General features: G+C 68.1%; 28 protein-coding genes. 17 read left to right on the top strand and 11 right to left on the bottom strand.

Annotation, left to right across the window (positions count from 1 at the left end):
- Positions 1 to 17: 17 nt before the first annotated feature.
- From L3V85_RS28455 to L3V85_RS28440, 4 genes are read right to left on the bottom strand one after another with little or no spacing between them, the layout of a single operon-like run.
- Positions 18 to 1,154: an ABC transporter substrate-binding protein gene (locus tag L3V85_RS28455; protein ID WP_237675988.1), complete on the bottom strand. Its 1,137-nt coding sequence runs from the start codon at positions 1,152 to 1,154 to the stop codon at positions 18 to 20.
- 56 nt (positions 1,155 to 1,210) lie between these two features.
- On the bottom strand, positions 1,211 to 1,987 hold the full coding sequence (locus L3V85_RS28450) for an SDR family NAD(P)-dependent oxidoreductase (protein WP_237675987.1): 777 nt from the start codon (positions 1,985 to 1,987) through the stop codon (positions 1,211 to 1,213).
- A 22-nt stretch (positions 1,988 to 2,009) separates the two neighbouring features.
- Positions 2,010 to 3,863, bottom strand: coding sequence for a feruloyl-CoA synthase (locus L3V85_RS28445; RefSeq protein WP_237675986.1), 1,854 nt, complete (start codon positions 3,861 to 3,863; stop codon positions 2,010 to 2,012).
- Complete coding sequence (locus tag L3V85_RS28440) at positions 3,860 to 4,633, bottom strand: crotonase/enoyl-CoA hydratase family protein (protein WP_237675985.1); 774 nt, start codon at positions 4,631 to 4,633, stop codon at positions 3,860 to 3,862. Before L3V85_RS28440 ends, L3V85_RS28445 begins: the two co-directional genes overlap by 4 nt.
- A gap of 106 nt (positions 4,634 to 4,739) precedes the next feature.
- Here L3V85_RS28440 and L3V85_RS28435 point away from each other — a divergent pair, with 106 nt between their 5' ends.
- Entirely contained in the window at positions 4,740 to 5,618 is an 879-nt protein-coding gene (locus L3V85_RS28435) for an amidohydrolase family protein (RefSeq protein ID WP_237675984.1), read from the top strand.
- 5 nt (positions 5,619 to 5,623) lie between these two features.
- Here L3V85_RS28435 and L3V85_RS28430 read toward each other — a convergent pair whose 3' ends face one another.
- The gene (locus tag L3V85_RS28430; RefSeq protein WP_237675983.1) at positions 5,624 to 6,514 is read right to left on the bottom strand and encodes a MurR/RpiR family transcriptional regulator; all 891 of its coding nucleotides are present in this window, start codon (positions 6,512 to 6,514) and stop codon (positions 5,624 to 5,626) included.
- 117 nt (positions 6,515 to 6,631) lie between these two features.
- Between L3V85_RS28430 and L3V85_RS28425 the strand changes: the two genes are divergently transcribed.
- Positions 6,632 to 7,627, top strand: coding sequence for a Bug family tripartite tricarboxylate transporter substrate binding protein (locus tag L3V85_RS28425; protein WP_237675982.1), 996 nt, complete (start codon positions 6,632 to 6,634; stop codon positions 7,625 to 7,627).
- A gap of 8 nt (positions 7,628 to 7,635) precedes the next feature.
- Positions 7,636 to 8,586 carry a succinylglutamate desuccinylase/aspartoacylase domain-containing protein gene (locus tag L3V85_RS28420; protein ID WP_237675981.1) on the top strand — a complete coding sequence of 317 codons (951 nt, stop codon included), beginning with the start codon at positions 7,636 to 7,638 and terminating at the stop codon, positions 8,584 to 8,586.
- Here L3V85_RS28420 and kefC read toward each other — a convergent pair.
- Positions 8,583 to 10,439 carry a glutathione-regulated potassium-efflux system protein KefC gene (gene kefC, locus L3V85_RS28415; protein WP_237675980.1) on the bottom strand — a complete coding sequence of 619 codons (1,857 nt, stop codon included), beginning with the start codon at positions 10,437 to 10,439 and terminating at the stop codon, positions 8,583 to 8,585. The two genes, L3V85_RS28420 and kefC, sit on opposite strands and share 4 nt — an antisense overlap.
- The gene (locus L3V85_RS28410) at positions 10,440 to 11,165 is read right to left on the bottom strand and encodes an NAD(P)H-dependent oxidoreductase (protein ID WP_237675979.1); all 726 of its coding nucleotides are present in this window, start codon (positions 11,163 to 11,165) and stop codon (positions 10,440 to 10,442) included.
- A 93-nt stretch (positions 11,166 to 11,258) separates the two neighbouring features.
- Here L3V85_RS28410 and L3V85_RS28405 point away from each other — a divergent pair, with 93 nt between their 5' ends.
- Both L3V85_RS28405 and L3V85_RS28400 read left to right on the top strand, forming a co-directional pair.
- Positions 11,259 to 11,879, top strand: a complete 621-nt coding sequence (locus L3V85_RS28405) for a ParA family protein (protein ID WP_237675978.1) — start codon at positions 11,259 to 11,261, stop codon at positions 11,877 to 11,879.
- 72 nt (positions 11,880 to 11,951) lie between these two features.
- Positions 11,952 to 12,422: a MaoC family dehydratase gene (locus L3V85_RS28400; RefSeq protein WP_187112127.1), complete on the top strand. Its 471-nt coding sequence runs from the start codon at positions 11,952 to 11,954 to the stop codon at positions 12,420 to 12,422.
- Between the two features lie 16 nt (positions 12,423 to 12,438).
- On the opposite strand, the gene L3V85_RS28395 is transcribed toward L3V85_RS28400, so the two are convergent.
- From L3V85_RS28395 to L3V85_RS28385, 3 genes are all read right to left on the bottom strand, one after another.
- On the bottom strand, positions 12,439 to 12,732 hold the full coding sequence (locus L3V85_RS28395) for a DUF4148 domain-containing protein (protein ID WP_237675977.1): 294 nt from the start codon (positions 12,730 to 12,732) through the stop codon (positions 12,439 to 12,441).
- Positions 12,733 to 12,868: 136 nt separating this feature from the next.
- The gene (gene trmL, locus L3V85_RS28390; RefSeq protein WP_237675976.1) at positions 12,869 to 13,330 is read right to left on the bottom strand and encodes a tRNA (uridine(34)/cytosine(34)/5-carboxymethylaminomethyluridine(34)-2'-O)-methyltransferase TrmL; all 462 of its coding nucleotides are present in this window, start codon (positions 13,328 to 13,330) and stop codon (positions 12,869 to 12,871) included.
- A gap of 31 nt (positions 13,331 to 13,361) precedes the next feature.
- Positions 13,362 to 14,087 (bottom strand): ComF family protein, encoded by a 726-nt coding sequence (locus L3V85_RS28385; RefSeq protein WP_237675975.1) that lies wholly within the window; start codon positions 14,085 to 14,087, stop codon positions 13,362 to 13,364.
- 22 nt (positions 14,088 to 14,109) lie between these two features.
- Between L3V85_RS28385 and L3V85_RS28380 the strand changes: the two genes are divergently transcribed.
- The 8 genes from L3V85_RS28380 to L3V85_RS28345 all read left to right on the top strand — a co-directional run bounded on the left by L3V85_RS28380 (position 14,110) and on the right by L3V85_RS28345 (position 20,584).
- Entirely contained in the window at positions 14,110 to 15,024 is a 915-nt protein-coding gene (locus tag L3V85_RS28380) for a class I SAM-dependent methyltransferase (RefSeq protein WP_237675974.1), read from the top strand.
- Positions 15,025 to 15,248: 224 nt separating this feature from the next.
- Positions 15,249 to 15,725, top strand: coding sequence for a DUF2244 domain-containing protein (locus L3V85_RS28375; protein WP_081269930.1), 477 nt, complete (start codon positions 15,249 to 15,251; stop codon positions 15,723 to 15,725).
- Positions 15,726 to 15,785: 60 nt separating this feature from the next.
- Positions 15,786 to 16,964 carry a cytochrome c oxidase subunit II gene (gene coxB / locus L3V85_RS28370; protein ID WP_093247366.1) on the top strand — a complete coding sequence of 393 codons (1,179 nt, stop codon included), beginning with the start codon at positions 15,786 to 15,788 and terminating at the stop codon, positions 16,962 to 16,964.
- A gap of 43 nt (positions 16,965 to 17,007) precedes the next feature.
- On the top strand, positions 17,008 to 18,648 hold the full coding sequence (gene ctaD / locus L3V85_RS28365) for a cytochrome c oxidase subunit I (protein WP_106936886.1): 1,641 nt from the start codon (positions 17,008 to 17,010) through the stop codon (positions 18,646 to 18,648).
- Between the two features lie 12 nt (positions 18,649 to 18,660).
- Complete coding sequence (locus L3V85_RS28360) at positions 18,661 to 18,777, top strand: cytochrome oxidase small assembly protein (RefSeq protein ID WP_237675973.1); 117 nt, start codon at positions 18,661 to 18,663, stop codon at positions 18,775 to 18,777.
- 25 nt (positions 18,778 to 18,802) lie between these two features.
- Positions 18,803 to 19,429, top strand: a complete 627-nt coding sequence (locus tag L3V85_RS28355; protein WP_237675972.1) for a cytochrome c oxidase assembly protein — start codon at positions 18,803 to 18,805, stop codon at positions 19,427 to 19,429.
- Positions 19,429 to 19,650, top strand: coding sequence for a DUF2970 domain-containing protein (locus L3V85_RS28350; RefSeq protein WP_237680670.1), 222 nt, complete (start codon positions 19,429 to 19,431; stop codon positions 19,648 to 19,650). Before L3V85_RS28355 ends, L3V85_RS28350 begins: the two co-directional genes overlap by 1 nt.
- A 52-nt stretch (positions 19,651 to 19,702) precedes the next feature.
- A complete protein-coding gene (locus L3V85_RS28345; RefSeq protein WP_237675971.1) occupies positions 19,703 to 20,584 on the top strand; it encodes a cytochrome c oxidase subunit 3 in 882 nt (293 codons plus the stop codon).
- 77 nt (positions 20,585 to 20,661) lie between these two features.
- On the opposite strand, the gene L3V85_RS28340 is transcribed toward L3V85_RS28345, so the two are convergent.
- The gene (locus L3V85_RS28340) at positions 20,662 to 20,892 is read right to left on the bottom strand and encodes a twin transmembrane helix small protein (RefSeq protein WP_093247361.1); all 231 of its coding nucleotides are present in this window, start codon (positions 20,890 to 20,892) and stop codon (positions 20,662 to 20,664) included.
- A 27-nt stretch (positions 20,893 to 20,919) separates the two neighbouring features.
- On the opposite strand from L3V85_RS28340, the gene L3V85_RS28335 reads away from it, so the two are divergent.
- Genes L3V85_RS28335 through cyoE form a run of 4 tightly spaced genes read left to right on the top strand, consistent with a single transcriptional unit; the run spans position 20,920 to position 24,603 of the window.
- Positions 20,920 to 21,774, top strand: coding sequence for an SURF1 family protein (locus tag L3V85_RS28335; RefSeq protein ID WP_237675970.1), 855 nt, complete (start codon positions 20,920 to 20,922; stop codon positions 21,772 to 21,774).
- Entirely contained in the window at positions 21,761 to 22,441 is a 681-nt protein-coding gene (locus tag L3V85_RS28330) for a hypothetical protein (RefSeq protein WP_237675969.1), read from the top strand. Before L3V85_RS28335 ends, L3V85_RS28330 begins: the two co-directional genes overlap by 14 nt.
- 24 nt (positions 22,442 to 22,465) lie before the next feature.
- Positions 22,466 to 23,701: a COX15/CtaA family protein gene (locus tag L3V85_RS28325; RefSeq protein WP_237675968.1), complete on the top strand. Its 1,236-nt coding sequence runs from the start codon at positions 22,466 to 22,468 to the stop codon at positions 23,699 to 23,701.
- The gene (gene cyoE / locus L3V85_RS28320) at positions 23,698 to 24,603 is read left to right on the top strand and encodes a heme o synthase (protein ID WP_237675967.1); all 906 of its coding nucleotides are present in this window, start codon (positions 23,698 to 23,700) and stop codon (positions 24,601 to 24,603) included. Before L3V85_RS28325 ends, cyoE begins: the two co-directional genes overlap by 4 nt.
- The last annotated feature ends 5 nt before the right edge of the window (positions 24,604 to 24,608 follow it).

The raw sequence follows: 24,608 nt of genomic DNA, 5'->3' as shown, positions 1-24,608 counted from the left end.
GCGGCTGGAGAAAGGGTTTACTGCTCGACCTTGAACGCGCCGTTCACCACCTTGAGCATCACGCCGGTTTCGGTCGTGTAGCCCCAGTGGTCCTGCGCGGTCCAGTTCAGCACGCCGTGCGCGAGCACCGTGCGGCCCATGCCCTCGAGCGCGTCGCGCAGCGCGGCGCGGAACTCCGGCGTGCCGGGCTTGGCCTTCTTGAGCGCCACGGGCACGGCCTTCTCGAGCACCGTGAGCGCATCGGCCGCGTGGCCGGCGAACTGGTTGCGCGAGCCGGGGCCATAAGCCTTCTCGTAGCCCTGCACGAAGGCGACCGCGGCTGCCTTCGACGGATGGCTGTCGGGCAATTGCTCAGCCACCGTGGCGGGGCCCGACACCACGAAGGTGCCTTCGGCGTCCTTGCCGGCGGTGCGCATCAGGTCTTGCGTGGCGGCGGCGTGCGTCTGGTAGACCTTGCCCTTGTAGCCGCGCTCCATCACCGCCTTCTGCGGCATGCCGGCGCCGCTGCCCGAGGCCACGATCAGGATCGCGTCGGGGTTGGCCGAGGTGAGCTTGAGCACCTGGCCGGTCACGCTGGTGTCGGCGCGCGCGAAGCGCTCGGTGGCGACGATCTTGATGCCGTTCTTGGCGGCTTCGGCGGTGAGCGCCTTGAGCCACAGTTCGCCGTAGGCATCGGTATAGCCGAGGAAGCCGACCGTCTTCACGTTCTGCTTCTTCATGTGCGCGACCACGGCGTAGGCCATCACGTCGTTCGACTGCGGCAGGCGGAAGAACCACTTGTCCTTGCCCGGCGGCAGGCCGGCCGGCGCGGTCGACAGCTGCGGCGTGCCCGACTCGGCCGTCACGTCGGCCATGGGAATGGCCACGGGCGTGGCGCTGGAGCCGATGATGATGTCGGCCTTGTCCTCGGTGACCAGGCGCTGGGCGTCCTTCACGCCCGTGGTCGGGTCGGTCGCGTCGTCGAGCACCACCACCTTGAGCGTTTCGCCCGCGATGGTCTTGGGCCAGATCGCGATGCCGTTCTTCACCGGAATGCCCAGGCCCGAGGCCGGGCCGGTGAGCGGCTGCACCACGCCGATGGTGATGTCGGCATGCGCGAAGCCGGCGGCCATGAGCGCCAGCACGGCGGCGAGGGTGGTCTTCTTGAAGGTCATCGATGTCTCCTGATACGTTGTGAAGGCGGGAACTCGGGTACGCGAAAGAGTGCGACTCAGCGCGGCGCCATGCGCAGCGCGCCGTCGAGGCGGATCACCTCGCCGTTGAGGTGGCCGTTGGTGACGATGTGGCAGGCCAGTTCGGCGAACTCCGACGGCTTGCCCAGGCGCGGCGGGAAGGGAATGGAGGCGGCCAGCGACTGCTGTACCGGCTCGGGCAGCTCCAGCAGCAGCGGCGTGGCGAAGAGGCCCGGCGCCACGGTGCACACGCGGATGGCGTGCTGCGCGAGGTCGCGCGCCATCGGCAGCGTCATGCCGACCAGGCCGCCCTTGGAGGCGCTGTAAGCCTGCTGGCCCACCTGGCCGTCGAAGGCCGCCACGGAGGCGGTGAAGAGCATCACGCCCTTCTCGCCTTTTTCATCGCCGTTGTCGAGCGCCGGCAGCTTCGCGCAGCGCGCCGCGAACAGGCGGGCCATGTTGTAGCCGCCGATCAGGTTGATGTTGACCACGCGCACGAAGTCTTCGAGCGGGGCGGGGTTGCCGTCCTTGCCGACGATGCGCCTGGCGCTGCCGATGCCGGCCACGTTCATCAGGATGCGCGCGGTGCCGTGCGCGGCCTCGGCCTTGTCGAGCGCAGCGTTCACGCTGTCGGTGTCGGTGATGTCGCAGACGCAGGCGACGCCGCCGATCTCGGCCGCCACTTTCTCTGCCAGCGCGGCGTTGCGGTCGAGCACGGCGACCTTGGCGCCCAGGCGCGCGAGCTCGCGCGCGGTGGCCTCGCCCAGGCCCGAGGCGCCGCCGGTGACGAGTGCTGCCTGTCCTTCGATCTTCATGGTGTTCTGTCTCCTGGAGTGTTTAGCGGGGCTTGAGGGTGAAGGGCAGCGCGGCGCCGTGCATCGCGTCGGCCAGTTCGGCGCGGTGCTTGAGCACCGCGCGCTGGTTGATGGAGCCCTTGTCGGTGACTTCGCCCTTGTCGATGGACGGCGGCTCGGCCATCAGGTGCAGCCGCGCGATGCGGTTGGCGCTGCCGGTGGCGCCGGCGGCCAGCGTGTCGACCACCTGCTGGAAGTGCGCCTGCACCGGCGCGCTTTCGAGCACCTGCCGCATGGTGGCGTCGGCCGGCAGGCCGGCGAGCTGGCGCACCTTCTGCGTCGGGAAGATCAGCGCGCCCACTTCCTTCAGGTTGATGCCGGTCAGCACCGCGTCCTGCACGTAGGGCGAGCCGGCCGCGATGATCTTCGCGCGCATCGGGCCTACGCTCACGAAAGTGCCGGTGGCGAGCTTGAAGTCTTCCGCGATGCGGCCGTCGAAACGCAGGCCGCGGTGGATGTCGGCGTCGTCGATCCACTTCACCGCGTCGCCGGTGGAGAAGAAGCCTTCCTCGTCGAAGGCCTCGGCGGTGGCTTCCGGTGCGCGCCAGTAGCCGGGCGTGATGTTGGGGCCGCGGTAGCGCACCTCGGTCTTGCCGTCGACCTCGATCAGCTTCAGCTCGATGCCCGGTGCGGGCAGGCCCACGTCGCCCGACTTCACGTCGGGGCCGGTCACGTACAGCGCGAAGGGGCCCGACTCGGTCATGCCCAGGCCGGTGCCCATGACGATGCGCTCGCCCACTTCCGACTCCTGCGTGCGGTGCAGGCTGTCCCACACGGGCTGCGACAGCGCGGCGCCCGAGTAGAAGAACATCTTCACGCGCGACAGCAGGTTGCGGCGCAGCACCGCGTCGGTCTCCATGGCGTGCGCGATGGCCTCGAAGCCGGTGGGCACGTTGAAGTAGATGGTGGGCGCGATCTCGCGCAGGTTGCGCAGCGTCTCGGCCATGCCGGCGGGCGTGGGCTTGCCGTCGTCGACGTAGAGCGTGCCGCCGTTGTCCAGCACGATGCCCACGTTGTGGTTGCCGCCGAAGGTGTGGTTCCACGGCAGCCAGTCGACCAGCACCGGCGGCTCGTCGCCCAGCGCGGGAATCGACTGGCGCAGCTGCTGCTGGTTGGCGCACCACATGCGGTGCGTGTTGATCACCGCCTTGGGCATCTTGGTGGAGCCCGAGGTGAAGAGGAACTTGGTGATGGTGTCGGGGCCGGTCGCCCGCATCGCTTCGTCGATGGCGGGCGTGGCGGGTGTGGAGGCCAGCGCGTCGAACGCGGTGGTGGGGCGGCCTTCGAGCGTGCCCTGGGCGAGCACGACTTCGGTGTCCGCCGGCACGACCGCCGCGATGGCCTTGGCGAAGCGTGCCGCGTCGCTTGCGAACACGAGGCCCGGTGTGAGTGTGTCGAAGACGTGGCGCAGCTTCTCGAAGTCCTGGCTCACCAGCGAGTAGGGCGGCGACACGGGGCAGTAGGGCACGCCGGCGTAGAGGCAGCCGAGCGCGAGCAGCGCATGCTCGATGCCGTTCTCGCTGAGGATGGCCACGGGGCGCTCGGCGCTCAGGCCGCGGTCCAGCAGGGCTTGTCCGATGCCGCGCGCTTCCTTCAGCGCCTGCGCGTAGCTCACGCGCACCCAGTCGCCGGTGCTGCCGTCGGCCAGCCGTTCGCGGCGGGCGATGAAGGTGCGATCGGGCGTGCGCTCGGCCCAGTAGGCGAGGCGGTCGGTCATGCGCTCGCGGTAGGGGGCGAGCTGTGTCTCGGCGCTCAGGTACTGCGTGCCCGGCGCGCCGTCGCGCAAGACTGCGCGCGTCACGCCGAAGACCAGCGGGCGGTATCGGACGGCGCTCATCCCTTGCTCACTTTCGCGCCGCGCCCTTCGAGGAAGTCGCGCACGCGCTGCTTGGCTTCGGGGGCGGCCTGCGTGATGCCGGAGATCAGCGCCTCGGTGAAGAAGCCGTGGTCGGCCGACTGCTCGGCGATGCGCGGCAGCGCATGCATCAGCGCGTAGTTGGTCAGCGGCGCGTTGGTGGCCACGCGCTTGGCGAGTTCGAAGGCCTTGTCGAAGGCGGTGCCCTCGTCCACGAGGTACTGCGCGAAGTTGGCGCGCTCGCCTTCCTCGGCGTTGTAGACGCGGCCGGTCATCATCATGTCGGTCATGCGGGCCACGCCGATCAGCTTGGGAATGCGCACCGAGCCGCCGCCGCCCACGAAGATGCCGCGCGAGCCTTCGGGCAGCGCGTAGAAGGTGCTGCGGTCAGCCACGCGGATGTGGCAGGCGCTGGCCAGTTCGAGCCCGCCGCCGACCACCGCGCCGTGCAGCGCGGCGATCACCGGCACCGGGCCGTGCTGGATCAGGTCGAGCGCCGCGTGCCACATGCGCGAGTGCTGCATGCCCTGGCCGGCGTCGCGCTCCTTCAGTTCGCTCAGGTCGAGGCCGGCGCAGAAGTGCGGGCCCTCGCCGTCGATCACCGCGGCGCGCACGGTGGAAGGCAGCTTTTCGAACGTGTCGCGCAGTGCGAGGATCAGGCCGTCCGACAGCGCGTTGCGCTTGGCGCCGCGCGTCAGACGGACGATGGCGACTTCGTCGCGGATGTCGAGGTGGAGGTCTGGATTGGTCATGGGAAGGTGTCCGGGGTTGCGTTGGATTATGGTTATGAGAAATAATCAATTCAAGGCATTCAAGCCCACCCCAAGCTAGGGACTTACCCGCACTGGAGACAAACACATGGACCACGAGAACCTTGTTGCGATCGACATCCACACGCACGCCGAAGTCAGCTGCTGGAACCCGTTCGACAACTACGGCGAGGAATACGACCGCGCCGCCGACAAGTACTTCGGCTCCAGCGGCCGGCCCACCATCGCCGAGAGCGTGGCGTACTACCGTGAAAGAAAGATCGGGCTGGTGATGTTCATGGTCGACGCGGAGTCGAACATGGGCCGCCGGCGCATCCCGAACGAAGAGATCGCCGATGCCGCGAAGAACAACAGCGACATCATGATCGCCTTCGGCAGCGTCGATCCGCACAAGGGAAAGATGGGCGCGCGCGAGGCCCGCAGGCTCATCGAGGAGCACGGCGTGAAGGGCTTCAAGTTCCATCCCACGGTGCAGGGCTACCACCCTTACGACCGCATGGCCTGGCCCATCTACGAGGTGATCGCCGAATACGGCCTGCCGGCCATCTTCCACACCGGCCACAGCGGCATCGGCTCGGGCATGCGCTGCGGCGGCGGCCTGCGGCTGGAGTACAGCAACCCGATGCACCTGGACGACGTGGCCATCGACTTCCCCGACATGCAGATCGTCATGGCGCACCCCAGCTTCCCCTGGCAGGACGAGGCGCTGAGCGTGGCCACGCACAAGCCCAATGTGTGGATCGACCTGTCGGGCTGGAGCCCCAAGTACTTTCCGAAGCAGCTGGTGCAGTACGCCAACACGCTGCTGAAAGACCGCGTGCTGTTCGGCAGCGACTATCCGCTGATCACGCCCGACCGCTGGATGCGCGACTTCGAAAACGCGGGCTTCAAGCCCGAGGTGATGCCCGGCATCCTCAAGGGCAATGCGATGCGCCTGCTGAAGCTGGGCGCGGCTTCAGGAGGCTGAGCCGCTCAGGCGGCCGGCGGCTTCTTCGCCGAAGGCTGCGCGGGCACGTCGTTCCAGTGCTGCTCCCATAGGGCGTCGCCGCGTTCGAGCGCGGCGCCCAGTTCCTTCCTGCGCCGCTGCACCACGGCGGTGACCAGCGCGTTGCATAGCGAGAACGCGGCGGTGTACGAATCGAAGGGGGAGGCGCTCGACGTGCGCACCAGCATCACATGGTCGGCCGAGGCCGCCGCGGCCACCGAGGGCGCGTCGGTGATGACGATGACCTTCGCGCCCTTTTCCTTGAAATACCTGGCCGCGCGCGCGGTGGCGAGCGCGTGGCGCCTGAAGGTGACGGCCAGCAGCACGTCCTGCTCGCCGACCCACAGCAACTGGTCTTCCATGAGCAGCGGCCCGGCGCCGGACATGGGGCGCACGTCGGGCAGGCACAGGTTCAGGTGCAGCGCGAGATGGCCGGCCAGCGACGCCGCGTGCCGCTGCCCGGTCACGTGAACGCGCGCCTTGCGCTGCGTGAGCAGGCGCACCGCGCCCTCGAAGGCGGCGACGTCGAGCGCCGCGAAGGTCGATGCCAGGTTGTGCTGGTCGTGCAGCAGCGCATTGGCCAGGCAGGTGCGCACCGAGGCGTCGTCGGCGATGACGGCGTCCGCCCGCGTGGCCGGCGATGACAGCCGCGCGGTCACCTCGGAGCGGGCCTCCAGCTGCGCCTCGGCGTAGCTGGGGTAGCCCAGCTTGGCCAGCAGTCGCACCACGGTGGAGGCGCTGGTGCCCACCTTCTTTGCAAGGCTCGTTGCAGATTCGAGCAGGCCCTGGGGGTAGCGCGTCTGCAGTTCCTCGATCAGGCGCTGCTCGCTCCTGGTGAGTTTCCTGCCGTAGCCCGAGATGCGTTGGTTCAGATTCATGGTCGCGCGCATTCTGCGCGTTGATTCGCGTTGGGCCTAATTTTGCAATGGTCATTGCAAAATTGAAATCATCTTGCAACAATGCGCCCACTTCAAAATCCCGCTACAGGACGCTCCATGAATCCCATCTCCACCGCCGCGGCGTTGCGCCGCCGCGAGATCCTCGCCGCCGGCCTCGTGTCGATGCTGCCGCTGGCGGCGCGCGCGCAGGCGTGGCCTTCGCGGCCCGTCACGCTGGTGGTGCCGTTCCCGGCGGGCGGTTCCGTGGACCTGATCGCGCGGCTGTATGCCGACCCGCTCGCCAAGGCGCTGGGCACGGCGGTGGTCATCGACAACCGTGCCGGCGCCGGCGGCTCCATCGCCAGCGCGCAGGTGGCGCGCGCCAAGCCCGACGGCTACACGCTGGTCGCGTCGTCGCAGAGCTCGCACCTGGCCAACCCGCTCACCCAGCCCAACCCCGGCTACGACCCCATCAAGGACTTCGCGTCGATCAGCCAGCTCGCGCGCTCGATCAACGTGCTGCTGGTCAACCCGGCCGTGCCCGCGAAGAACTTCAAGGAATTCGTCGCGCTGGTGAAGTCGCGCCCCGGCGAGCTCAACTACTGCAGCGCGGGCCCGGGCAGCATGGGCCAGCTCAACGTGGAGCTGATGAAGTCGCAGCTGCAGCTCAACGCCACTCACGTGCCTTACCGCGGCGGCGGCCCGCTGGTCACCGCGCTGATCTCGAACGAAGTGCAGTTCGGGCTCGACAACCTCGCGCCCTTCCTGCCGCAGATCCAGGCCGGCAAGCTGCGCGCGCTGGCCGTGGCCTCGCCCACGCGCGTGGCGGCGCTGCCCGACATCCCGACCTTCGCGGAACTGGGCTACCCGGTGCTGAACACCACTTCGTGGATCGGCCTGGCGGCGCCCGCCAAGACGCCGCCGGAAGTCATCGCGGCGCTGCACAAGGCGGTGCGCTCGGTGGCCGACCAGCCGTCGATGGTCGAGGCGCTGGAGTCGCGCGGCTCGCTGCCGCCCGAGGCGCAGTCGCCCGCGCAGTTCACCGCCATGATGTCGGAGCGGCTCGCGGTCTACGGCGACCTCGTCAAGCGCGCCGGCATTCGCGGCGAATGAGCGGCGGCATGACCGAGGCATCGTTCGCGCCCGACACCGCGCCGCTGGAGGTGCTGCCGCGCGACATCTCCGCCTACAAGCAGGGCAACACCGGCATCGACTACGTGCACCGCTTCGAGTCGGGCCGGCCGGGGCCGCACGTGCTGGTCAACGCGCTGACCCACGGCAACGAGATCTGCGGCATGGTCGCCGCCACGCACCTGCTGGACACCGGCGTGCGCCCGAAGACCGGCACGCTCACCGTGAGCTTCGCGAACGTGGAGGCCTACAACGCCTTCGACATCGGGCGGCCCTACGACAACCGCCAGCTGGTGCACAACCTCAACCGCATCTGGTCGAAGGCCATGCTCGACGGCAGCGAACAGAGCCCCGAGCTGCGCCGCGCGCGCGAGCTGCGGCCGGTGCTGGACGCGGCCGACTACGTGCTCGACATCCACTCGACGCGCGCGCCGGTGCAGCCTTTCTGGGTGTACCCGGAGTTCGAGCGCAACGCCGAGCTGGCGCTGGCCGTCGGCAATCCGCTGGTGCACCTGGTGATGCCGCTGGGTGGCGCGCCCGGCACCGGCGTGACGGGCTACGGCCGCCACGGCGAAGCAGGTGCCGATGGCGGCGCGGTGGTCGTGGAATGCGGCCAGCATTTCAGCCGCTCCGCGGCCGACCTGGCCACCGACGTGACGCTGCGCTTTCTGGCGCACCTGGGGCTGGTCGATGCGCCGGCGGCTGCCGAGGCGAAGGCGCCGGCGCGCCGATTCCGCCTGCTCGAAGTGCACATGGTGAAGACCGAGAGCTTCGCCTTCGCGCGGCCGGTGCTCGGCTTCGAAGTCTTCCAGAAGGGCGAGCTGATCGCGGTCGATGACGGCCATGAAATCCGATCGCCTTGCGACGACTGCACGATCTTCATGCCGACCCGCGCGGCGCTGGTGGGCCGCGAAGGCGTTTATCTGACCGTCGCGATCTAGGGCGCCTGCTCGGCCTGCTCTTCTTCCTCGAGCCGGTCCCAGTCGCGCCCGGAGCGGCGCTGCCGCTCCTCCCGTTCGCGCGCCATCTGTTCCTCGAACTGCTGGCGCCCCGCCTTGTTGGCGGCGATCAGCTTGGCGCGGTCCTTGTAGTGCGGATAGATCTCGTCGCTGAGCTTGATGTTCCGGCGGCGAAACCGCATCGTCGATTCGCGTGCCTCGTGCGCCGGCCAGCCCAGCGCTTCCAGCGTGGCGCGGGCGCTGCGCAACGACGACTCGAACACCTCGCGCTCTACATCCGTCACGCCGCGGTCGCGCAGCTGGAACAGGTGCGTCACGTTGCGCGCCCGCGCGATGATGCGGGCCTGCGGGAAGTTCTCTTTCACGAGGTCGACGATTTCCAGCGACTGCTCGATGTCGTCCACCGCCACCACGATGGCCTTGGCCGTGCCGGCGCCCGCGGTGCGCAGCAGGTCGAGCCGCGTCGCGTCGCCGTAGAACACGCGAAAGCCGAACTGCCGCAAGCCTTCGACGGTGTCGGCGTCATGGTCGAGCACCGTCACGCGCAGGCCCTGCGACATCAGCATGCGCCCGACGATCTGGCCGTAGCGGCCGAAGCCGCAGATCAGCACCTTGGCATCCTGCTGCTCCGAGATTTCTTCGAGCTGCGGGCCGTGGTTGCGGCTGTAGCGCGGCAGCACGAACTTGTCGAGCAGCACCAGCAGCAGGGGCGACAGCAGCATCGACAGCGCGACAGCGCCGATCAGCAGCGACGTGATCTCGGGCGGCAGCACGTCGGGCCCCGCGGCCTGGAACACCACGAACGCGAACTCGCCGCCCTGCGCGAGCAGCAGCGTGAACACAGGCCGCTCCTGGTAGGCGATGCCCATGGCCTTGGCCAGCGCATAGATCACCGCCAGCTTGACGACCATGAAGCCGACCACCAGCGCCGCCATGACCCAGGGGCTGGCGATCAGCACGCCGAAGTTGATCGACATGCCCACGGCAATGAAGAACAGGCCCAGCAGCAAGCCCTTGAAGGGCTCGATGTCGGTTTCCAGCTCGCGCCGGTACTCGCTCTCGGCCAGCAGCACGCCGGCCAGGAAGGCGCCCAGCGCCATCGACAGGCCCACCAGCTGCATCAGCGCCGCGATGGCCACCACCAGCAGCAGCGCGGCGGCGGTGAAGATCTCGGGCGTGTCGCTGCGGGCGATCCAGCGCAGCACCGGGCGCAGCAGCAGCCGGCCGCCGAGGATGATGCCGCCGATCACGCCGATGATCTTCGCGGCCTCCAGCGCGCGGTCGAGCCCGCTGATCGACTGCTCGGCGGCGGTGGCGCCGGCCAGCAGCGGCAGCAGCGCGAGGATGGGAATGGCCGCCACGTCCTGGAACAGCAGGATCGAGAAGCCGGCCTGTCCGCTCGGCGTCTTCAGCAGGTTGCGTTCGCCGAACACCTGCAGCGCGATGGCGGTGGACGACAGCGCCAGGCCCAGCGAGGCCACCAGCGCCACGCGCCATTCGGCGCCCACGACGCAGCCCGCGGCGAACAGCACGGCGGCGCAGCTGAGCACCTGCGCCGTGCCCCAGCCGAAGATCGGGCGGCGCAGGTTCCACAGGCGCTTGGGCTCCAGCTCGAGGCCGACCAGAAAGAGCATCAGCACCACGCCGAACTCGGCGAAGTGCAGCACGTCCTGGACGCTGGACACCAGGCCCAGCCCCCAGGGGCCGATGGCGATGCCGGCCACGAGGTAGCCGATGATCGAGCCGAGGCCCAGGGCCTTGGACAGCGGCACCACCAGCACGGCGGCGCTCAGGTAGATGAGGCTGTTGGTCAGCCAGGCGGGTGCGTGTTCCATTCAGGGCGCCTTGCTCGTGGAGGCCGCGGCCAGCCCGTGGGTCATGGCGGCGTGGAAGGCGTTGGACACGACCTTGCCGATGTCGTCGGAATCGGCCGGGCGGTCGGTTTCGGGCACCGGGCAGGCGATGCAGGTGTCGAGTTCCTCGATCTCGGGCCAGTCGGGGTAGCTGCCCAGGCGCTGGGCGAAGGTCTGCACGTGCGCGGCCACCTCGGCTTCCGGGGCGCTGCGCGCGCCGTAGAAGATCAGCGGCGGCAGGAAGCGCATGCCGCACAGCGCGGCTGTCTGCTCGTACGGCGGCAGGAAGGCGTCGAAGAAGTAGCGGTGGTAGCTCTGCGGGTGGTAGCTGGGCTCCGGGCTGCCGGTGGTGGCCACCAGCCAGAGGTCCTTGCCCTGCAGCGCCGTGCCGCCGGGGCCGTAGGCCCAGCCGTAGGCGAGCACGTCGTCGAGCCAGAGCTTCTGCAGCGCGGGCATGGAATACCACTGGATCGGGTGCAGCAGCACCACCAGGCTGGCCTGGGAGAGCCGGGCCTGTTCGGCCTCGATGTCGATGGAAAAGTCGGGGTAGCTGCCGTAGAGGTCGTTCACGTCGACGCCCGGTACGGCGCGGGCGGCGGCCAGCATCCGGCGGTTGACGCGCGAGTCGCGCCAGTGCGGGTGCGCCGCCAGCACGTAGATGCCGCCGGGACCGGCGGCGGTGTTTCCCATGGATGTTGTTGTCGTCATGGCAGAGAACATATCTCAGTCGGGGCCGGCGCGTCGGGCAAAAACACGCCAGCGACTACCATTCCGGCTGTCCCAGTTCTGGAGGAAAGCCTTATGCCGGTGGTTCTGGTCGCCAATCCCAAGGGCGGGGTCGGCAAGTCGACGATCGCGACGAATGTCGCGGGCTATTTCGCAAGCCGAGGCCATGCCGTGATGCTGGGGGACGTGGACCGCCAGCAGTCTTCCCGCCTGTGGCTGGGCCTGCGCCCGCCCCAGGCCCGGCCCATCGCCACCTGGGAGGCCACCGGCGACAGCACCGTGGTCAGGCCGCCGCGCGGCACCACGCACGCGGTGCTGGACACGCCGGCCGGCCTGCACGGCTGGCGCTTCAAGGAAGTGCTGGCGCTGGCCGACCGGGTGATCGTGCCGCTGCAGCCGAGCATCTTCGACATCTACGCGACGCGCGACTTTCTCGACCGGCTCAAGGAACAGCGCCGCGCCGAGAAAACGCAGATCGGCCTCGTCGGCATGCGGGTGAATGCCCGCACGCTGGCCGCCGACCGGCTGCACGAGTTCATCCAGGGGCTGGGCGTGCCGGTGATCGGCGAGTTGCGTGATACCCAGAACTATGTGCAACTGGCGGCGCGCGGGCTCACGATGTTCGACATCGCGCCGGGTCGCGTGCAGCGCGACCTGGAGCAGTGGCAGCCGATCTGCCAGTGGCTCGACGCCTGAAGTCGTCTCCCGGTTTTCCCTGAGCCCGGTTGTCGCGAGCCCGACAGCCGGCCCCGCGCCCTTGGCTCCAGAATGCCCCGCATGACCAAAAAGACATTCCAGACCCTTCAGGATCTCTCCGCCTGCGTCGGCCAGGAAGTCGCCGTGAGCGACTGGATCACCATCACGCAGGAGCAGGTCAACCTGTTCGCCGAGGCGACGGGCGACCACCAGTGGATCCATGTCGACGTGGAGCGGGCCAAGGCCGGCCCGTTCGGCGCGCCGATCGCGCACGGCTTCCTCACGCTGTCGCTGCTGCCGCGCTTCTTCGAGGCGGCCATCGACGTGGTGGAGTCGCGCATGGGCGTGAACTACGGCATGAACCGGGTGCGCTTCATGTCGCCGGTGCCGGTGGGTAAACGGCTGCGCGCGCGCATGAAGCTGCTGAGCTCCGAGCCGATTGCCGACGACGGCTTCCAGATGACCTGGGAAACCACCATCGAACTCGAAGGCGCGGCCAAGCCGGCCTGCGTGGCGGAGTCGGTGGCGCGGCGCTACCGCTGACCTTCTCCTTTCAGGCTTACATCCGGCGGTCGGTCACGTCGCCGTAGGTGGCCGCGCCCTGGCGAGTGATGCTCAGGGCGCTCTGGCGCACCGCGTTGCGGTCGGTGCTGCCGTTGCGGGCCTGCAGCGCGCCGGTGCCGCCATTGGTGACCCTGAACGGTTGGCGCGCATCGGCCTGCACCTGTGCTCGCGACAGCGTCGACTGGAAGGGCGCCGGCGGCAGCGGGTTCTGCTCGCCCTGGAAGGCGTGGGCGGCGCCGGCAAAAGCCAGCGTGGCAAATGCGGCAAGGGCAATCGACTGGGTGTTCATGGCAAGACTCCTCGGACATGCGGTGGATGGACCAGATGCCGGGTCGCTTTGCGGCCGGCATGCTTTCCATACGGCGGGCGTTCCGCGGCGGATGCACTTTCGCCGGAATGAGGGCCTGCGACTTTGTGTCTTTGTGTCAGCCGAAGCCGTTCTGCCGCCAGGCTTCGAACACGGTCACGGCCACCGCGTTTGAGAGGTTCAGGCTGCGCTGTCCTTCGCGCATCGGCAGCCGCAGGCGCTGCGGCTCGGCGAAACCGTCGCGCACGGCGGGCGGCAGGCCGCTGGTCTCCGAGCCGAAGACCAGCCAGTCGCCGGGCTGGAAGCGCACATCGTGCACGGCCCGCGTGCCGCGGGTGGTGAGGGCGAACATCCGGTCGGCCGGGGGCTGTTCGGCGGCGAGCAGGGCCTGCCAGTCGGCGTGGCGCTTGACTTCGGCGTACTCGTGATAGTCGAGCCCGGCGCGGCGCAGCAGGCGGTCGTCCATCGAAAAGCCGAGCGGCTCGACCAGATGCAGCGTGCAGCCGGTGTTGGCGGCGAGCCGTATGACGTTGCCGGTGTTCGGCGGAATCTCGGGGTGGACCAGGACGATATGGAACATGCGCCGATTGTCGGCGCCCCGGGCACGGGGTTCAGCGCGGCGGGTCGGTGCGGGCCAGCACCACCGCCGTGATATGGGCGGCGCCGGCCAGCCGCAGGGGTTCGGCGGCCGCGAACAGCGATGCGCCGCTGGTCATCACGTCGTCGACCAGCACGATGCGCCGGCCCCTGATTCTTTCGGCGCGCAGCGGCTCCACGGCGAAGGCGCCGCGCAGGTTGCGCAGCCGCTCGGCGCGCGCGAGGCCGCTCTGGGCCGGTGTCTCTCGGGTGCGCAGCAGAAGGGTCGCGTCGGTCTTGCCCGAAGACAGGCGCCGCGCGAGTTCATGTGCCTGGTTGAAGCCGCGTTCGCGCAACCGGCCGGGCGCCAGCGGCATCGGCAGCACCAGGTCGCATTGCTCCAGCGCGGGCTCGACCCAGGGCGCGCTGCGCATCAGCATGGCGAAGGGGCCGGCCCAGCCTGCTTCTCCGCGAAATTTGAAGGCGGCGATGGCGTCAGGCCACGGCCATGCGTAGGTGCAGGCGGCAAGACAGGCATCGAGCGGCGGCGGGTGTGCCACGCACTCGCCGCAGCGGGTGACGCCTTCGGGCAGCGGCAGGGCGCAGCCGCCGCAGCGCGCCGCCGGCGGGGCGAAGCGGGCCACGCAGGCGTCGCACACCGGGCGCGACGGCCACGCGCGGCAGACCGCGCACTGGCTCGGCAACCGCGCGAGCAGCGAAGTGAAAGGCCGGAAAGGCCACAGGGCGCGCAGGCTGGACATCGCTCAATATACTCACTGCCCCATGGCCACCGACCCCTCAAGACGACCGCCGACCATCGATGCCACGGCGGCCGCCCGCTGGCGTCGCCTTGCGCCCGCCGAAGGCTCCCCCTGGCTGCACGAAGAAATCGGCCGCCGCATGGAAGACCGGCTGCAATGGATCAAGGCCCAGCCCCGCAGCTGGGCCGACTGGGCGCCCCTGCGCGGCGGCCTCGAGGCCCATGAACTGGTCGCCCGTCGCTACAAGGACGCCGCCTCCTTCGTCATCGAACCCGAGCCCGTGCTCGCTGCCGCCACCGGCCAGGCGCTGGCCGCCCCGTGGTGGAGCGCGCGCCGCTGGCAGGCCGGCAAGGCGCGCTTCGACGCACCGCCCGAAGACGGCGTCGACCTTCTCTGGGCCAATATGTCGCTGCACATGGCGGCCGACCCCGAGGCACTCATCGCGCACTGGCACAAGCTGGTGGCCACCGACGGCTTCCTGATGTTCTCGTGCCTCGGCCCCGACACCGTGCGCGAACTGCGCGCGCTGCATGCCCGCCTGGGCTGGCCGGCGGCGGGCCACGAGTACACCGACATGCACGACTGGGGCGACATGCTGGTGCACGCCGGCTTCGCCGAACCCGTGATGGACATGGAGCGCATCGTGCTGACCTGGGCCACGCCCGAGGCGGCGCTCGCAGAGCTGCGCACGCTGGGGCGCAACCTGCACCCGGGGCGCTTTCCGGCGCTGCGCGGCAAGGCCTGGCACCAGTCGCTGAAGAAGGCGCTGCCCGATCTCGCGCCGGCCGAGGAGGGCGGCGGGCGCATCGCGCTGACCTTCGAGGTCATCTACGGCCATGCGTTCAAGCCGGTGCCGCGCGTGTCGCTGTCGGCCGAAAGCGCGGTGTCGCTGCGCGAGATGCGATCGATGCTGCAACGGGGTCGCCCAGGCGCCTGATCGCCGGCTTTCGGCCTGGCAAAAACGCTTGGCGCACAGGCCGTTTCTTGCCTACTAGTAGTGACCCGTAGGCGTCCCACAGGGCACTCTGGCGCAGGTATCTACCCGCTACAATCCGCCGTTGCGTGAAACTCGCGGGTATTGTCCCGCGATCGAGGGGTGTCGGATCCTGTTTGTACGAAGGGTTTGGCGACCGTCGACGCACCGATTTGCTGAACTCGCCCGTGTCGAATTCCGTGTTTCGATTTGCCACCGTTTCAGGCCAGAGCATCCACTGGTTCCTGAAGCGGAACTGCTCGGTGACGCCGAGCCAGCTGGGCTGGCTCTACGCCTCGCTGTGCGTGGTATCGCTCGGCATCGGCACCCTGTTCTGGCTGCACGGTGCGCCGCTGGTTCTGCCTTTCGCCTGGCTCGAACTGGCCGCTGTCGGATTCGCTTTCATGGTCTATGCGCGGCACGCGACCGATGGCGAAAAGATCGCGCTGCAGGAGGGACGCCTCGTCGTCGAGCTCGAGAACGGCGGGCACTACGAGCGCACTGAATTTCTTCCGCACCAGGTGCGGGTCGAACCCCAGGCCGGCGATCGCTCGCTGATCGAGGTCTCGGGGCAGGGTCGATCGGTCAGGGTGGGGCGCTATGTACGCCCGGAGTTGCGTGCGGCTTTGGCCCGCGAGATTCGCATGGCGTTGCGTGGCGCCTGAGGGGGCTCGCGCAGTGCTGCACGGTTGGGTTTGTCGAAAAATTGAAGAAACGTGAACACGATGAAGAGCATTTGGCGCAATAAGTACAGGCCGGCGAATCTGTTGCTGGCGGCCGGCGCGGCTTTCAGCAGCGCGGCGCACGCAGTCAACGATCTACCCGGCGGCCCTTCGGTGCGCCAGTTGAATCTTCCGGTCGGCGTGACCAAGATCGCGCAGGAGCAGCATCTGCTCCACACGATCATGATGATCCTGTGCACGGTCATCTTCGTCGCCGTGTTCGCGGTCATGTTCTATTCCATCTGGAAGCACCGCAAGTCGGTGGGCCACAAGGCCGCCAACTTCCATGAGTCGGTGGTGGTCGAGGTCATCTGGACCATCGTGCCCTTCCTCATCGTGATCGTCATGGCGCTGCCCGCCACCAAGGTGCTGGTGGCCCAGAAGGACACCACCAACGCCGACCTCACGATCAAGACCACGGGCTACCAGTGGAAATGGGGCTACGACTACCTGAACGGCGAAGGCGAGGGCCTGGCCTTCATCTCCACGCTCGACAGCTCGCAGCGCGCCATGTCCGACGCCGGTGCCAAGGGCGCGATGCCTGACGACTACCTGCTCAAGGTCGACTACCCGCTGGTGGTGCCGGTCAACAAGAAGATCCGCATCATTACCACCGCCAACGACGTGATCCACGCCTTCGCTGTGCCGCAGCTGGGCCTCAAGCAGGACGCCATTCCCGGCTTCGTGCGCGACACCTGGTTCCGCGCCGAGACCATCGGCACCTACTACGGCCAGTGCCAGGAACTGTGCGGCAAGGAACACGCCTTCATGCCGATCCAGGTGAAAGTGGTCTCGGCCGCCGACTACACCGCCTGGGTGGCCGACCAGCGCAAGATCGCCGCCGCCAAGCTCGACGACCCGACCAAGGTCTGGACGCTGCCCGACATGCTGGTTCGCGGCGAGAAGGTCTATGCCGCCAACTGCGCGGCCTGCCACCAGGCCAACGGCAAGGGCGCGGGCCCGATCAAGGCGCTCGACGGCGATCCGAAGGTGCTCGACGCCGACCACTCGGTGCAACTGCATGTGCTGCTCAACGGCCAGAACAACGGCGCCATGCCGTCCTGGAAGCAACTGAGCGACACCGACCTCGCGGCCGTGGCCACGTACACCAAGAACAGCTGGTCGAACAAGACGGGCCAGCTGGTGCAGCCGGCCGAAGTGCTCGCCCTGCGCGGCAAGTGATGCGCAAGCGTCCCGCGACGAAGAAATTGCAAGGAACAACGAAATGAGTGCAGTCCTCGACCCCCACGGTCACGCAGTCCCCGGCGGCCACGCGCACGACGAGCATCACGATCACCACGCGCCCACCGGCTGGCGCCGCTGGGTGTTCGCGACCAACCACAAGGACATCGGCACGCTCTACCTGCTGTTCAGCTTCACGATGCTGATGGTGGGCGGCGTGCTCGCGCTGCTGATCCGCGCCGAGCTGTTCCAGCCCGGCCTGCAGCTGGTGAACCCGGAGCTGTTCAACCAGTTCACCACCATGCACGGCCTGATCATGGTGTTCGGCGCCATCATGCCGGCCTTCGTGGGCTTCGCGAACTGGATGATCCCGCTGCAGGTGGGCGCCTCCGACATGGCGTTCGCGCGCATGAACAACTTCAGCTTCTGGCTGCTGATCCCGGCGGCGCTGATGCTGGTGGGCTCGTTCTTCATGCCCGGCGGCGCGCCCGCCGCGGGCTGGACGCTCTACGCGCCGCTCACGCTGCAGATGGGCCCCTCGATGGACGCCGGCATCTTCGCGATGCACATCATGGGCGCCTCGTCGATCATGGGCTCGATCAACATCATCGTCACCATCCTCAACATGCGCGCCCCCGGCATGACGCTGATGAAAATGCCGATGTTCTGCTGGACCTGGCTCATCACCGCCTACCTGCTGATCGCCGTGATGCCCGTGCTCGCGGGCGCCATCACCATGACGCTGACCGACCGCCACTTCGGCACCAGCTTCTTCAACCCCGCCGGCGGCGGCGACCCGGTGATGTACCAGCACATCTTCTGGTTCTTCGGCCACCCCGAGGTCTACATCATGATCTTGCCGGCCTTCGGCATCATCAGCCAGGTGGTGCCGGCCTTCGCCCGCAAGAAGCTGTTCGGCTATGCCTCGATGGTGTACGCCACCTCGTCGATCGCCATCCTGTCGTTCATCGTGTGGGCGCACCACATGTTCACGACCGGCATGCCGCTCACGGGCCAGCTGTTCTTCATGTATGCGACCATGCTGATCGCGGTGCCCACGGCCGTGAAGATCTTCAACTGGATCGCCACCATGTGGCAGGGCTCGATGACCTTCGAGACGCCCATGCTGTTCGCGGTCGGCTTCATCTTCGTGTTCACCATGGGCGGCTTCACCGGCCTGATCCTGGCCGTTGCCCCCATCGACACGCAGCTGCAGGACACCTATTACGTGGTGGCCCACTTCCACTACGTGCTGGTGGCCGGCTCGCTGTTCGCCATGTTCTCGGGCTTCTACTACTGGGTGCCCAAGTGGACCGGCGTCATGTACAACGAAACGCGCGGCAAGGTGCACTTCTGGTGGTCGCTGATCTCGTTCAACGTGACCTTCTTCCCGATGCACTTCCTGGGCCTGGCCGGCATGCCGCGACGCTACGCCGACTACCCGATGCAGTTCGCCGACTTCAACGCCGTGGCTTCGGTCGGTGCGTTCTTCTTCGGCTTCGCGCAGGTGTACTTCTTCCTGTTCGTCGTGTTCCCGACCATGCGCGGCAAGGGCGAGAAGGCTGCGCAGAAGCCATGGGAAGGCGCCGAGGGCCTCGAGTGGGAAGTGCCGTCGCCGGCGCCGTTCCACACCTTCGAGAACCCGCCCAAGCTCGACGCGACCGCCACCAAGGTGATCGGCTGATCGACCACGACGATGACGACGCCAGAACAGAGAAGGAACAACCGGCGCATGGGGCTCACGCTGGCCTCCATCGCGGTGATTTTCTTCATCGGCTTCATCGTTCGCATGGTCTTCTTCGGCAGCCGTTGACGATCCAACGAACGGGAGCACCAGCATGAGCATCGGTCAACGTATCCGCCGCGCCAATGTCCGCATGGTCGGCAAGCTGGCTGTCGTGGCCTGCGGCATGTTCGCCTTCGGCTATGCACTGGTGCCGATGTACCGCGCGATCTGCGAGATGACGGGCATCAACATCCTCGCGCTTTCCGAACTGCAGGTGCCAGGCGGTGCCAGCGGCGGCAAGGGCGTGAACGCTCCCGACAACACGCAGGTCGACATGACCCGCACAATCACCGTGGAGTTCGACTCCAACGTGCGCGGCGGCCTCTGGGACTTCAAGCCCGCGGAGCGGACCATCCAGGTGCACCCGGGCCAGCTCAACACGGTGATGTACGAGTTCCAGAACGTGCAGAACCGCCGCATGGCCGCGCAGGCCATCCCGAGCTACGCCCCGCAGCAGGCGGCGCCGTACTTCAACAAGCTCGAGTGCTTCTGCTTCAACCAGTACACGCTCGATCCGGGCGAGAAGAAGCAGTGGCCCGTCGCGTTCGTGATCGACCCCAAGATTTCGAAAGACGTGAAGACCATCACGCTGTCGTACACCTTCTTCGAGGTGGGCGGCAAGACGCCCGCGGCGCCGGTTGCCGCCGTTTCGAATGCCCCCAATGAGCCGCGCTCGTGATGACCGCTCAGCCGCCCGACCGGCCGAACGACTCGAAGGCTTCGCTGTGGGATACGGTGAAGGCGGTGGCGTGGTCGTTCTTCGGCGTTCGCAAGAACAGCGCCTACCAGGAAGACCTGCGCAAGCTGAACCCGCTGCACATCATTGCGGTGGCGTTCGCGGCCGTGATCGTCTTCGTGGTCGCGCTGGTGCTGCTGGTGCGCCATGTGGCCGCGGCCTGAACGAGCAGAATCCACTGAATCGAGAGAAGAAAGAAAGCCAGGAGCAGCTGATATGAGTTCAACCACCCACGGCGCCACGCCCTATTACTTCGTGCCAGGGCCGTCGGCCTATCCGGTCTCGGCCGCGATCGGCCTGTTCTTCGTGATCCTGGGCGCCGCGCAATGGATCAACGGCCACGCATGGGGCGCCTGGTCGCTGCTGGCGGGCATGGTGATCTGGCTCGGCACGCTGTTCGTGTGGTTCCGCGCCGCCATCGGCGAGAGCGAAAGCGGGCAGTACGGCCACAAGGTGGACCTCTCGTTCCGCTGGAGCATGAGCTGGTTTATCTTCTCCGAAGTGATGTTCTTCGGCGCCTTCTTCACCGCGCTGTGGTGGGCCCGCACCCACGCGCTGCCGACGCTCGGCAGCCTGGACAACGCAATCCTCTGGCCCGACTTCAAGGCCGTGTGGCCCAGCGTCGCCGCCGGCGCCACCGGTTCGCCGGCCGGCATCGTCGAGCCCTTCCAGACGGTCGGCCCGTTCTGGCTGCCCACCATCAACACCGCGCTGCTGCTGAGCTCGGGCGTCACGCTCACCATCGCCCACCACGCGCTGCGTGCCGGCCACCGCGCGCAGACCATCCGCTTCATGTGGATGACCGTGCTGCTCGGCCTGATCTTCCTGGGCGTGCAGGCCTACGAGTACCACCACCTGTACACCGAACTGAACCTCAAGCTCAGCTCCGGCACCTACGGCTCGACCTTCTTCATGCTGACCGGCTTCCACGGCCTGCATGTGTTCATCGGCATGCTGATGCTGCTGTTCATCACCTTGCGCCTGCGCAAGGGCCACTTCACGCCGGAGCGCCACTTCGGCTTCGAAGGCGCGGCCTGGTATTGGCACTTCGTCGACGTGGTCTGGCTCGGCCTTTACATGCTGGTCTATTGGCTTTGAGCGAAGCACCTCGCGGCATTCCAGAAAAAAGGCGCCGGAAGGCGCCTTTTTCATGGTTCTCGTGGAACGAGCACCACCTACTTGCCGAGCGGGAGTCCGGTGGGCTGGATGTAGCCGAGTTTCCAGGCGAGCAGCATGCAGAGGAACAAAAACACCGACAGCCCGATCCGAACGGTGAGGGCGCGCGCCATGCCGCCGCTCTTGGCGCGCCCGTTGCGCCCGTCCTTCAGCATGAAGAACAGGGCAAACGCGAGGCTCGCGAAGATGCCCACGAACACCAGGGCGACGAAATATTTCATGACCCGCATTATCTGCCGCACGCCCCGCTTCCTCCAGTGACTCCTGAACCCCTGTACTCCGAAGACCGGCGCCGTCCCGGTCGCTTCTGGCTGATCACCGTCGCCGCCGTGCTGACGCTGGCCGCCACCGTTTCGCTGGGCCGCTGGCAGCTCTCGCGCGCCGCGCAGAAAGAGGCATTGCAGGCCAGCATCGAAGCCCAGAAAGTGAAGCCGCCGCTCACGCAGGCGGAGTTCCTGGCGCTCGCGCAGCCTTCCGACGAACTGCACCGCCCGGTGCGCCTGCGCGGCCTGTGGCTGACGCCGCAGACCGTGTACCTCGACAACCGCCAGATGCACGGCGTGCCCGGCTTCTACGTGCTGACGCCGTTCGCGCTGGAGGGCACCGAGCAGACGGTGATGGTCCAGCGCGGCTGGGTGCAGCGCAATTTCGTCGACCGCACGAAGCTCGGCGCTGTCGAAACGCCGGCCGGCATCGTCGAGGTCACGGGCCTGATCGAGCCGCCGCCGAGCCACCTGCTGGAGCTGGGCACGTCCGTCCCTGCACCGGCAGCACCGGCGGGCGCACCCGCAACCGCGGCGACGCCGGAAGCCGCCGCTCCGGCACCGGCCGTCGAAGGGTATTCGCCCATCCGGCAAAATCTCGACCTGGAGGCTTTCCGCGCCGAGACCAAGATGCCGCTGCGTACCGACGTGTCGCTGCAGCAGACCGGGCCGGCCTCCGAGGGGCTGCAGCGAGACTGGCCGGCCCCGGCGCTGGGCCTCGAGAGGCACTACGGTTACGCATTCCAGTGGTTTGGCCTGTCGGCCCTCGTCGTCATCCTCTATGTCTGGTTCCAATTCATCACACCCTTCCGCCGCGCGAGGCGCCGCGCACGCGATGGCCGCTTCTGACGAGCCGCTGGGCCTGACGGTCCATTCGATGCCGTCGCCGAACCAGGCCCTCGACGGCGCGGAAGGCCGGCGCACGGTCGTCGGGCGCTGGAAGATGATCGCGGTGATGCTGATGTGCGCGGCGCCGGTCATCGCCTCGTACTTCACCTACTACGTGATCCGGCCCGAGGGGCGCAGCGTCTACGGCGAGCTGATCGATCCGCAGCGCGAACTGCCGAAGTTCGTCGCCGCCGATCGCAACGGCGCGCCGGTCGACCTGGCCACCCTCAAGGGGCAGTGGTTGCTGGTCGCGGTGGCCGACGCCGCCTGCGACGCGCTGTGCGAGCAGCAGCTCTACCTGCAGCGGCAACTGCGCGAAAGCCTGGGCCGCGAAAAAGACCGCATGGACCGCGTCTGGCTGGTGAGCGACGCCGCACCCGTGCCCGAACGCCTGAACAACGGCCTGCACGGCGCGACCGTGCTGCGCGTGCCGGCCGACGAACTGGCCAAGTGGCTCGTTCCCGTGTCGGGCCACACGCTGGCCGAACACCTTTACGTGGTCGATCCGATGGGCCACTGGATGATGCGCTTCCCGGCGCGCATGGACGCCGCGGGCGCCAGCCGCGCCAAGCGCGACCTCGACCGCCTGCTGCGCGCCTCGGCGTCGTGGGACAAGCCGGACCGCTGAGCGGCCGCAGACAGACAAGACCGCATGGACACGACGAGCTCGCTCTACGACCTCACGCCGATCGCGTGGCTCATGGCCGCGGGCGTGCTGATCGCGCTCGGCCCGCTGCTGTGGGTCTGGCGGCGCAACGCGGGCGCAGGCCCGGCGCGCCGGCTGCATGCGCTGACCGTGCTCACGCTGTTCCTGACCTTCGACCTGACGCTGTTCGGCGCGTTCACCCGGCTCACCGATTCGGGCTTGGGCTGCCCCGACTGGCCCGGCTGCTACGGCAATGCCAGCCCGCACGGCGCACGGCACGAGATCGCGATGGCGCAGAGCGCGCAGCCGACCGGTCCGGTCACGCACGGCAAGGCCTGGGTCGAGATGGTTCACCGCTACCTGGCGACGGGCGTCGGCGTGCTGATCCTCACGCTCGCGGGCGCGACCTGGATCGTGCGCCGCCGCCAGCGCCGCGTGCCGCAGCCGTCGTCATCGTCCAAGGACGGCGATCACCACGCCACGCTCAGCGCCTGGTGGCCGGCATTCACGCTGGTCTGGGTGTGCCTGCAGGGCGCGTTCGGCGCCCTCACCGTGACCTGGAAGCTGTTCCCCGCGATCGTCACGCTGCACCTGTTGGGCGCCGTGGTGCTGCTGGCGCTGCTCTGCATCCAGGCCGTGCATTACCGCCAGGCCGCCGCTCAGCGGCTGCCCACCGCCTTATCGCCGGCGCTGCGCAACGGGCTCATCGCCACCACCGTGCTGCTCGTGCTGCAGATCGCCCTCGGCGGCTGGGTCAGCACCAACTATGCGGTGCTCGCCTGCACGCAGTTCCCGACCTGCCAGGACAGCTGGTGGCCGCCGATGAACTTCGCGCAGGGCTTCGAGATCTGGCGCCACCTCGGCGTGACCGGCGAAGGCCAGCCGCTCGACTTCTCGGCGCTCACCGCCATCCACTATGCGCATCGGTTGATGGCTTACGCCGTCTTCGCCGCGCTCGGCGTGCTGGCATGGCGCCTGCGTCGCATCGACACACTGAAACCCCAGGCGCGCTGGCTGGCGGGTCTTGCGCTGCTGCAACTGGCCACCGGCCTGGGCAACGTGCTTCTCGGCTGGCCGCTGGCGGCGGCCGTGCTTCACACGGGTGGCGCCGCGGCGCTGGCCGTGGTGCTGACATGGGCGCTGTGCGAAAGCCGCCGCGCCGTGCCCGAAGCACGGCTCGCGCGCGCCAGTGACAATGCAACCGGTCACGACAACAACAACCAGAGGAAGGCCGCCGCGTGAGTACCCCGATTTCCGTTCAGCAAGGCAGCACCGCCAACGTGCTGCGCCAGTTCTACGCGCTGACAAAGCCGCGCGTGGTGCAGCTGATCGTGTTCTGCGCCTTCATCGGCATGGTGCTGGCCGTGCCGGGCATGCCGTCGTGGGCCGACGTGCAGCGCGGCGCGCTGGCCTGCATCGGCATCTGGCTGGTGGCGGGGGCGGCGGCGGCGTTCAACTGCCTGGTCGAAAAGGGCATCGACGCCAAGATGAAGCGCACCGCGTGGCGCCCCACCGCGCGCGGCGAACTCAGCGACCTGCAGGCGCTGATCTTCTCGGCGCTGCTGTGCACCGCCGGCTCCGTGCTGCTGTGGTTCACGGTCAATCCGCTGACCATGTGGCTGACCTTCGCCACCTTCGTCGGTTACGCGGTGATCTACACCGTGATCCTCAAGCCGCTGACGCCGCAGAACATCGTGATCGGCGGTGCCTCGGGCGCCATGCCGCCGGTGCTGGGCTGGGCTGCGATGACGGGCGACGTGGGCCCCGAGGCGCTGATTCTTTTCCTCATCATCTTCCTGTGGACGCCGCCGCACTTCTGGGCGCTGGCGCTCTACCGCGTCGAGGACTACCGCAAGGCGGGCCTGCCGATGCTGCCCGTGACGCACGGCAACGAGTTCACGCGGCTGCAGGTGCTGCTGTACACCTTCATTCTGTTCGCGGCCTGCCTGATGCCCTTCATCTACGGCATGAGCGGCTGGCTGTACCTGGCGGTGGCGGTGGTCGTGAGCGTCGGCTTCACCGGCTACGCCTTCGCGCTGTGGCGCAACTACTCCGACACCCTGGCGCGAAAGACCTTTCGCTTCTCGCTGATCCACCTGAGCGTGCTGTTCCTGGCCTTGCTCGTCGATCACTACATCCATTGACCACG

Source organism: Variovorax paradoxus (assembly GCF_022009635.1).
In the GTDB taxonomy this organism is placed as follows: domain Bacteria; phylum Pseudomonadota; class Gammaproteobacteria; order Burkholderiales; family Burkholderiaceae_C; genus Variovorax.
The sequence above is the reverse complement of the archived record's forward strand: the minus strand, read 5'-3'. Positions and strand labels throughout refer to the sequence as shown.

What these genes read in the sequence shown, in the direction of transcription:
- L3V85_RS28430 (WP_237675983.1), bottom strand. Translation starts at nt 6,514, where the DNA reads ATGAATCTGAACCAACGCATCTCGGGCTACGGCAGGAAACTCACCAGG.
- ctaD (WP_106936886.1), top strand. Translation starts at nt 17,008, where the DNA reads ATGAGTGCAGTCCTCGACCCCCACGGTCACGCAGTCCCCGGCGGCCAC.
- L3V85_RS28445 (WP_237675986.1), bottom strand. Translation starts at nt 3,863, where the DNA reads ATGAGCGCCGTCCGATACCGCCCGCTGGTCTTCGGCGTGACGCGCGCA.
- L3V85_RS28395 (WP_237675977.1), bottom strand. Translation starts at nt 12,732, where the DNA reads ATGAACACCCAGTCGATTGCCCTTGCCGCATTTGCCACGCTGGCTTTT.
- kefC (WP_237675980.1), bottom strand. Translation starts at nt 10,439, where the DNA reads ATGGAACACGCACCCGCCTGGCTGACCAACAGCCTCATCTACCTGAGC.
- L3V85_RS28350 (WP_237680670.1), top strand. Translation starts at nt 19,429, where the DNA reads ATGACCGCTCAGCCGCCCGACCGGCCGAACGACTCGAAGGCTTCGCTG.
- L3V85_RS28400 (WP_187112127.1), top strand. Translation starts at nt 11,952, where the DNA reads ATGCCCCGCATGACCAAAAAGACATTCCAGACCCTTCAGGATCTCTCC.
- trmL (WP_237675976.1), bottom strand. Translation starts at nt 13,330, where the DNA reads ATGTTCCATATCGTCCTGGTCCACCCCGAGATTCCGCCGAACACCGGC.
- L3V85_RS28385 (WP_237675975.1), bottom strand. Translation starts at nt 14,087, where the DNA reads ATGTCCAGCCTGCGCGCCCTGTGGCCTTTCCGGCCTTTCACTTCGCTG.
- L3V85_RS28435 (WP_237675984.1), top strand. Translation starts at nt 4,740, where the DNA reads ATGGACCACGAGAACCTTGTTGCGATCGACATCCACACGCACGCCGAA.
- L3V85_RS28405 (WP_237675978.1), top strand. Translation starts at nt 11,259, where the DNA reads ATGCCGGTGGTTCTGGTCGCCAATCCCAAGGGCGGGGTCGGCAAGTCG.
- L3V85_RS28345 (WP_237675971.1), top strand. Translation starts at nt 19,703, where the DNA reads ATGAGTTCAACCACCCACGGCGCCACGCCCTATTACTTCGTGCCAGGG.
- L3V85_RS28455 (WP_237675988.1), bottom strand. Translation starts at nt 1,154, where the DNA reads ATGACCTTCAAGAAGACCACCCTCGCCGCCGTGCTGGCGCTCATGGCC.
- L3V85_RS28380 (WP_237675974.1), top strand. Translation starts at nt 14,110, where the DNA reads ATGGCCACCGACCCCTCAAGACGACCGCCGACCATCGATGCCACGGCG.
- L3V85_RS28340 (WP_093247361.1), bottom strand. Translation starts at nt 20,892, where the DNA reads ATGCGGGTCATGAAATATTTCGTCGCCCTGGTGTTCGTGGGCATCTTC.
- L3V85_RS28440 (WP_237675985.1), bottom strand. Translation starts at nt 4,633, where the DNA reads ATGACCAATCCAGACCTCCACCTCGACATCCGCGACGAAGTCGCCATC.
- L3V85_RS28425 (WP_237675982.1), top strand. Translation starts at nt 6,632, where the DNA reads ATGAATCCCATCTCCACCGCCGCGGCGTTGCGCCGCCGCGAGATCCTC.
- L3V85_RS28420 (WP_237675981.1), top strand. Translation starts at nt 7,636, where the DNA reads ATGACCGAGGCATCGTTCGCGCCCGACACCGCGCCGCTGGAGGTGCTG.
- L3V85_RS28410 (WP_237675979.1), bottom strand. Translation starts at nt 11,165, where the DNA reads ATGACGACAACAACATCCATGGGAAACACCGCCGCCGGTCCCGGCGGC.
- L3V85_RS28450 (WP_237675987.1), bottom strand. Translation starts at nt 1,987, where the DNA reads ATGAAGATCGAAGGACAGGCAGCACTCGTCACCGGCGGCGCCTCGGGC.
- L3V85_RS28360 (WP_237675973.1), top strand. Translation starts at nt 18,661, where the DNA reads ATGACGACGCCAGAACAGAGAAGGAACAACCGGCGCATGGGGCTCACG.
- L3V85_RS28355 (WP_237675972.1), top strand. Translation starts at nt 18,803, where the DNA reads ATGAGCATCGGTCAACGTATCCGCCGCGCCAATGTCCGCATGGTCGGC.
- L3V85_RS28325 (WP_237675968.1), top strand. Translation starts at nt 22,466, where the DNA reads ATGGACACGACGAGCTCGCTCTACGACCTCACGCCGATCGCGTGGCTC.
- L3V85_RS28330 (WP_237675969.1), top strand. Translation starts at nt 21,761, where the DNA reads ATGGCCGCTTCTGACGAGCCGCTGGGCCTGACGGTCCATTCGATGCCG.
- coxB (WP_093247366.1), top strand. Translation starts at nt 15,786, where the DNA reads ATGAAGAGCATTTGGCGCAATAAGTACAGGCCGGCGAATCTGTTGCTG.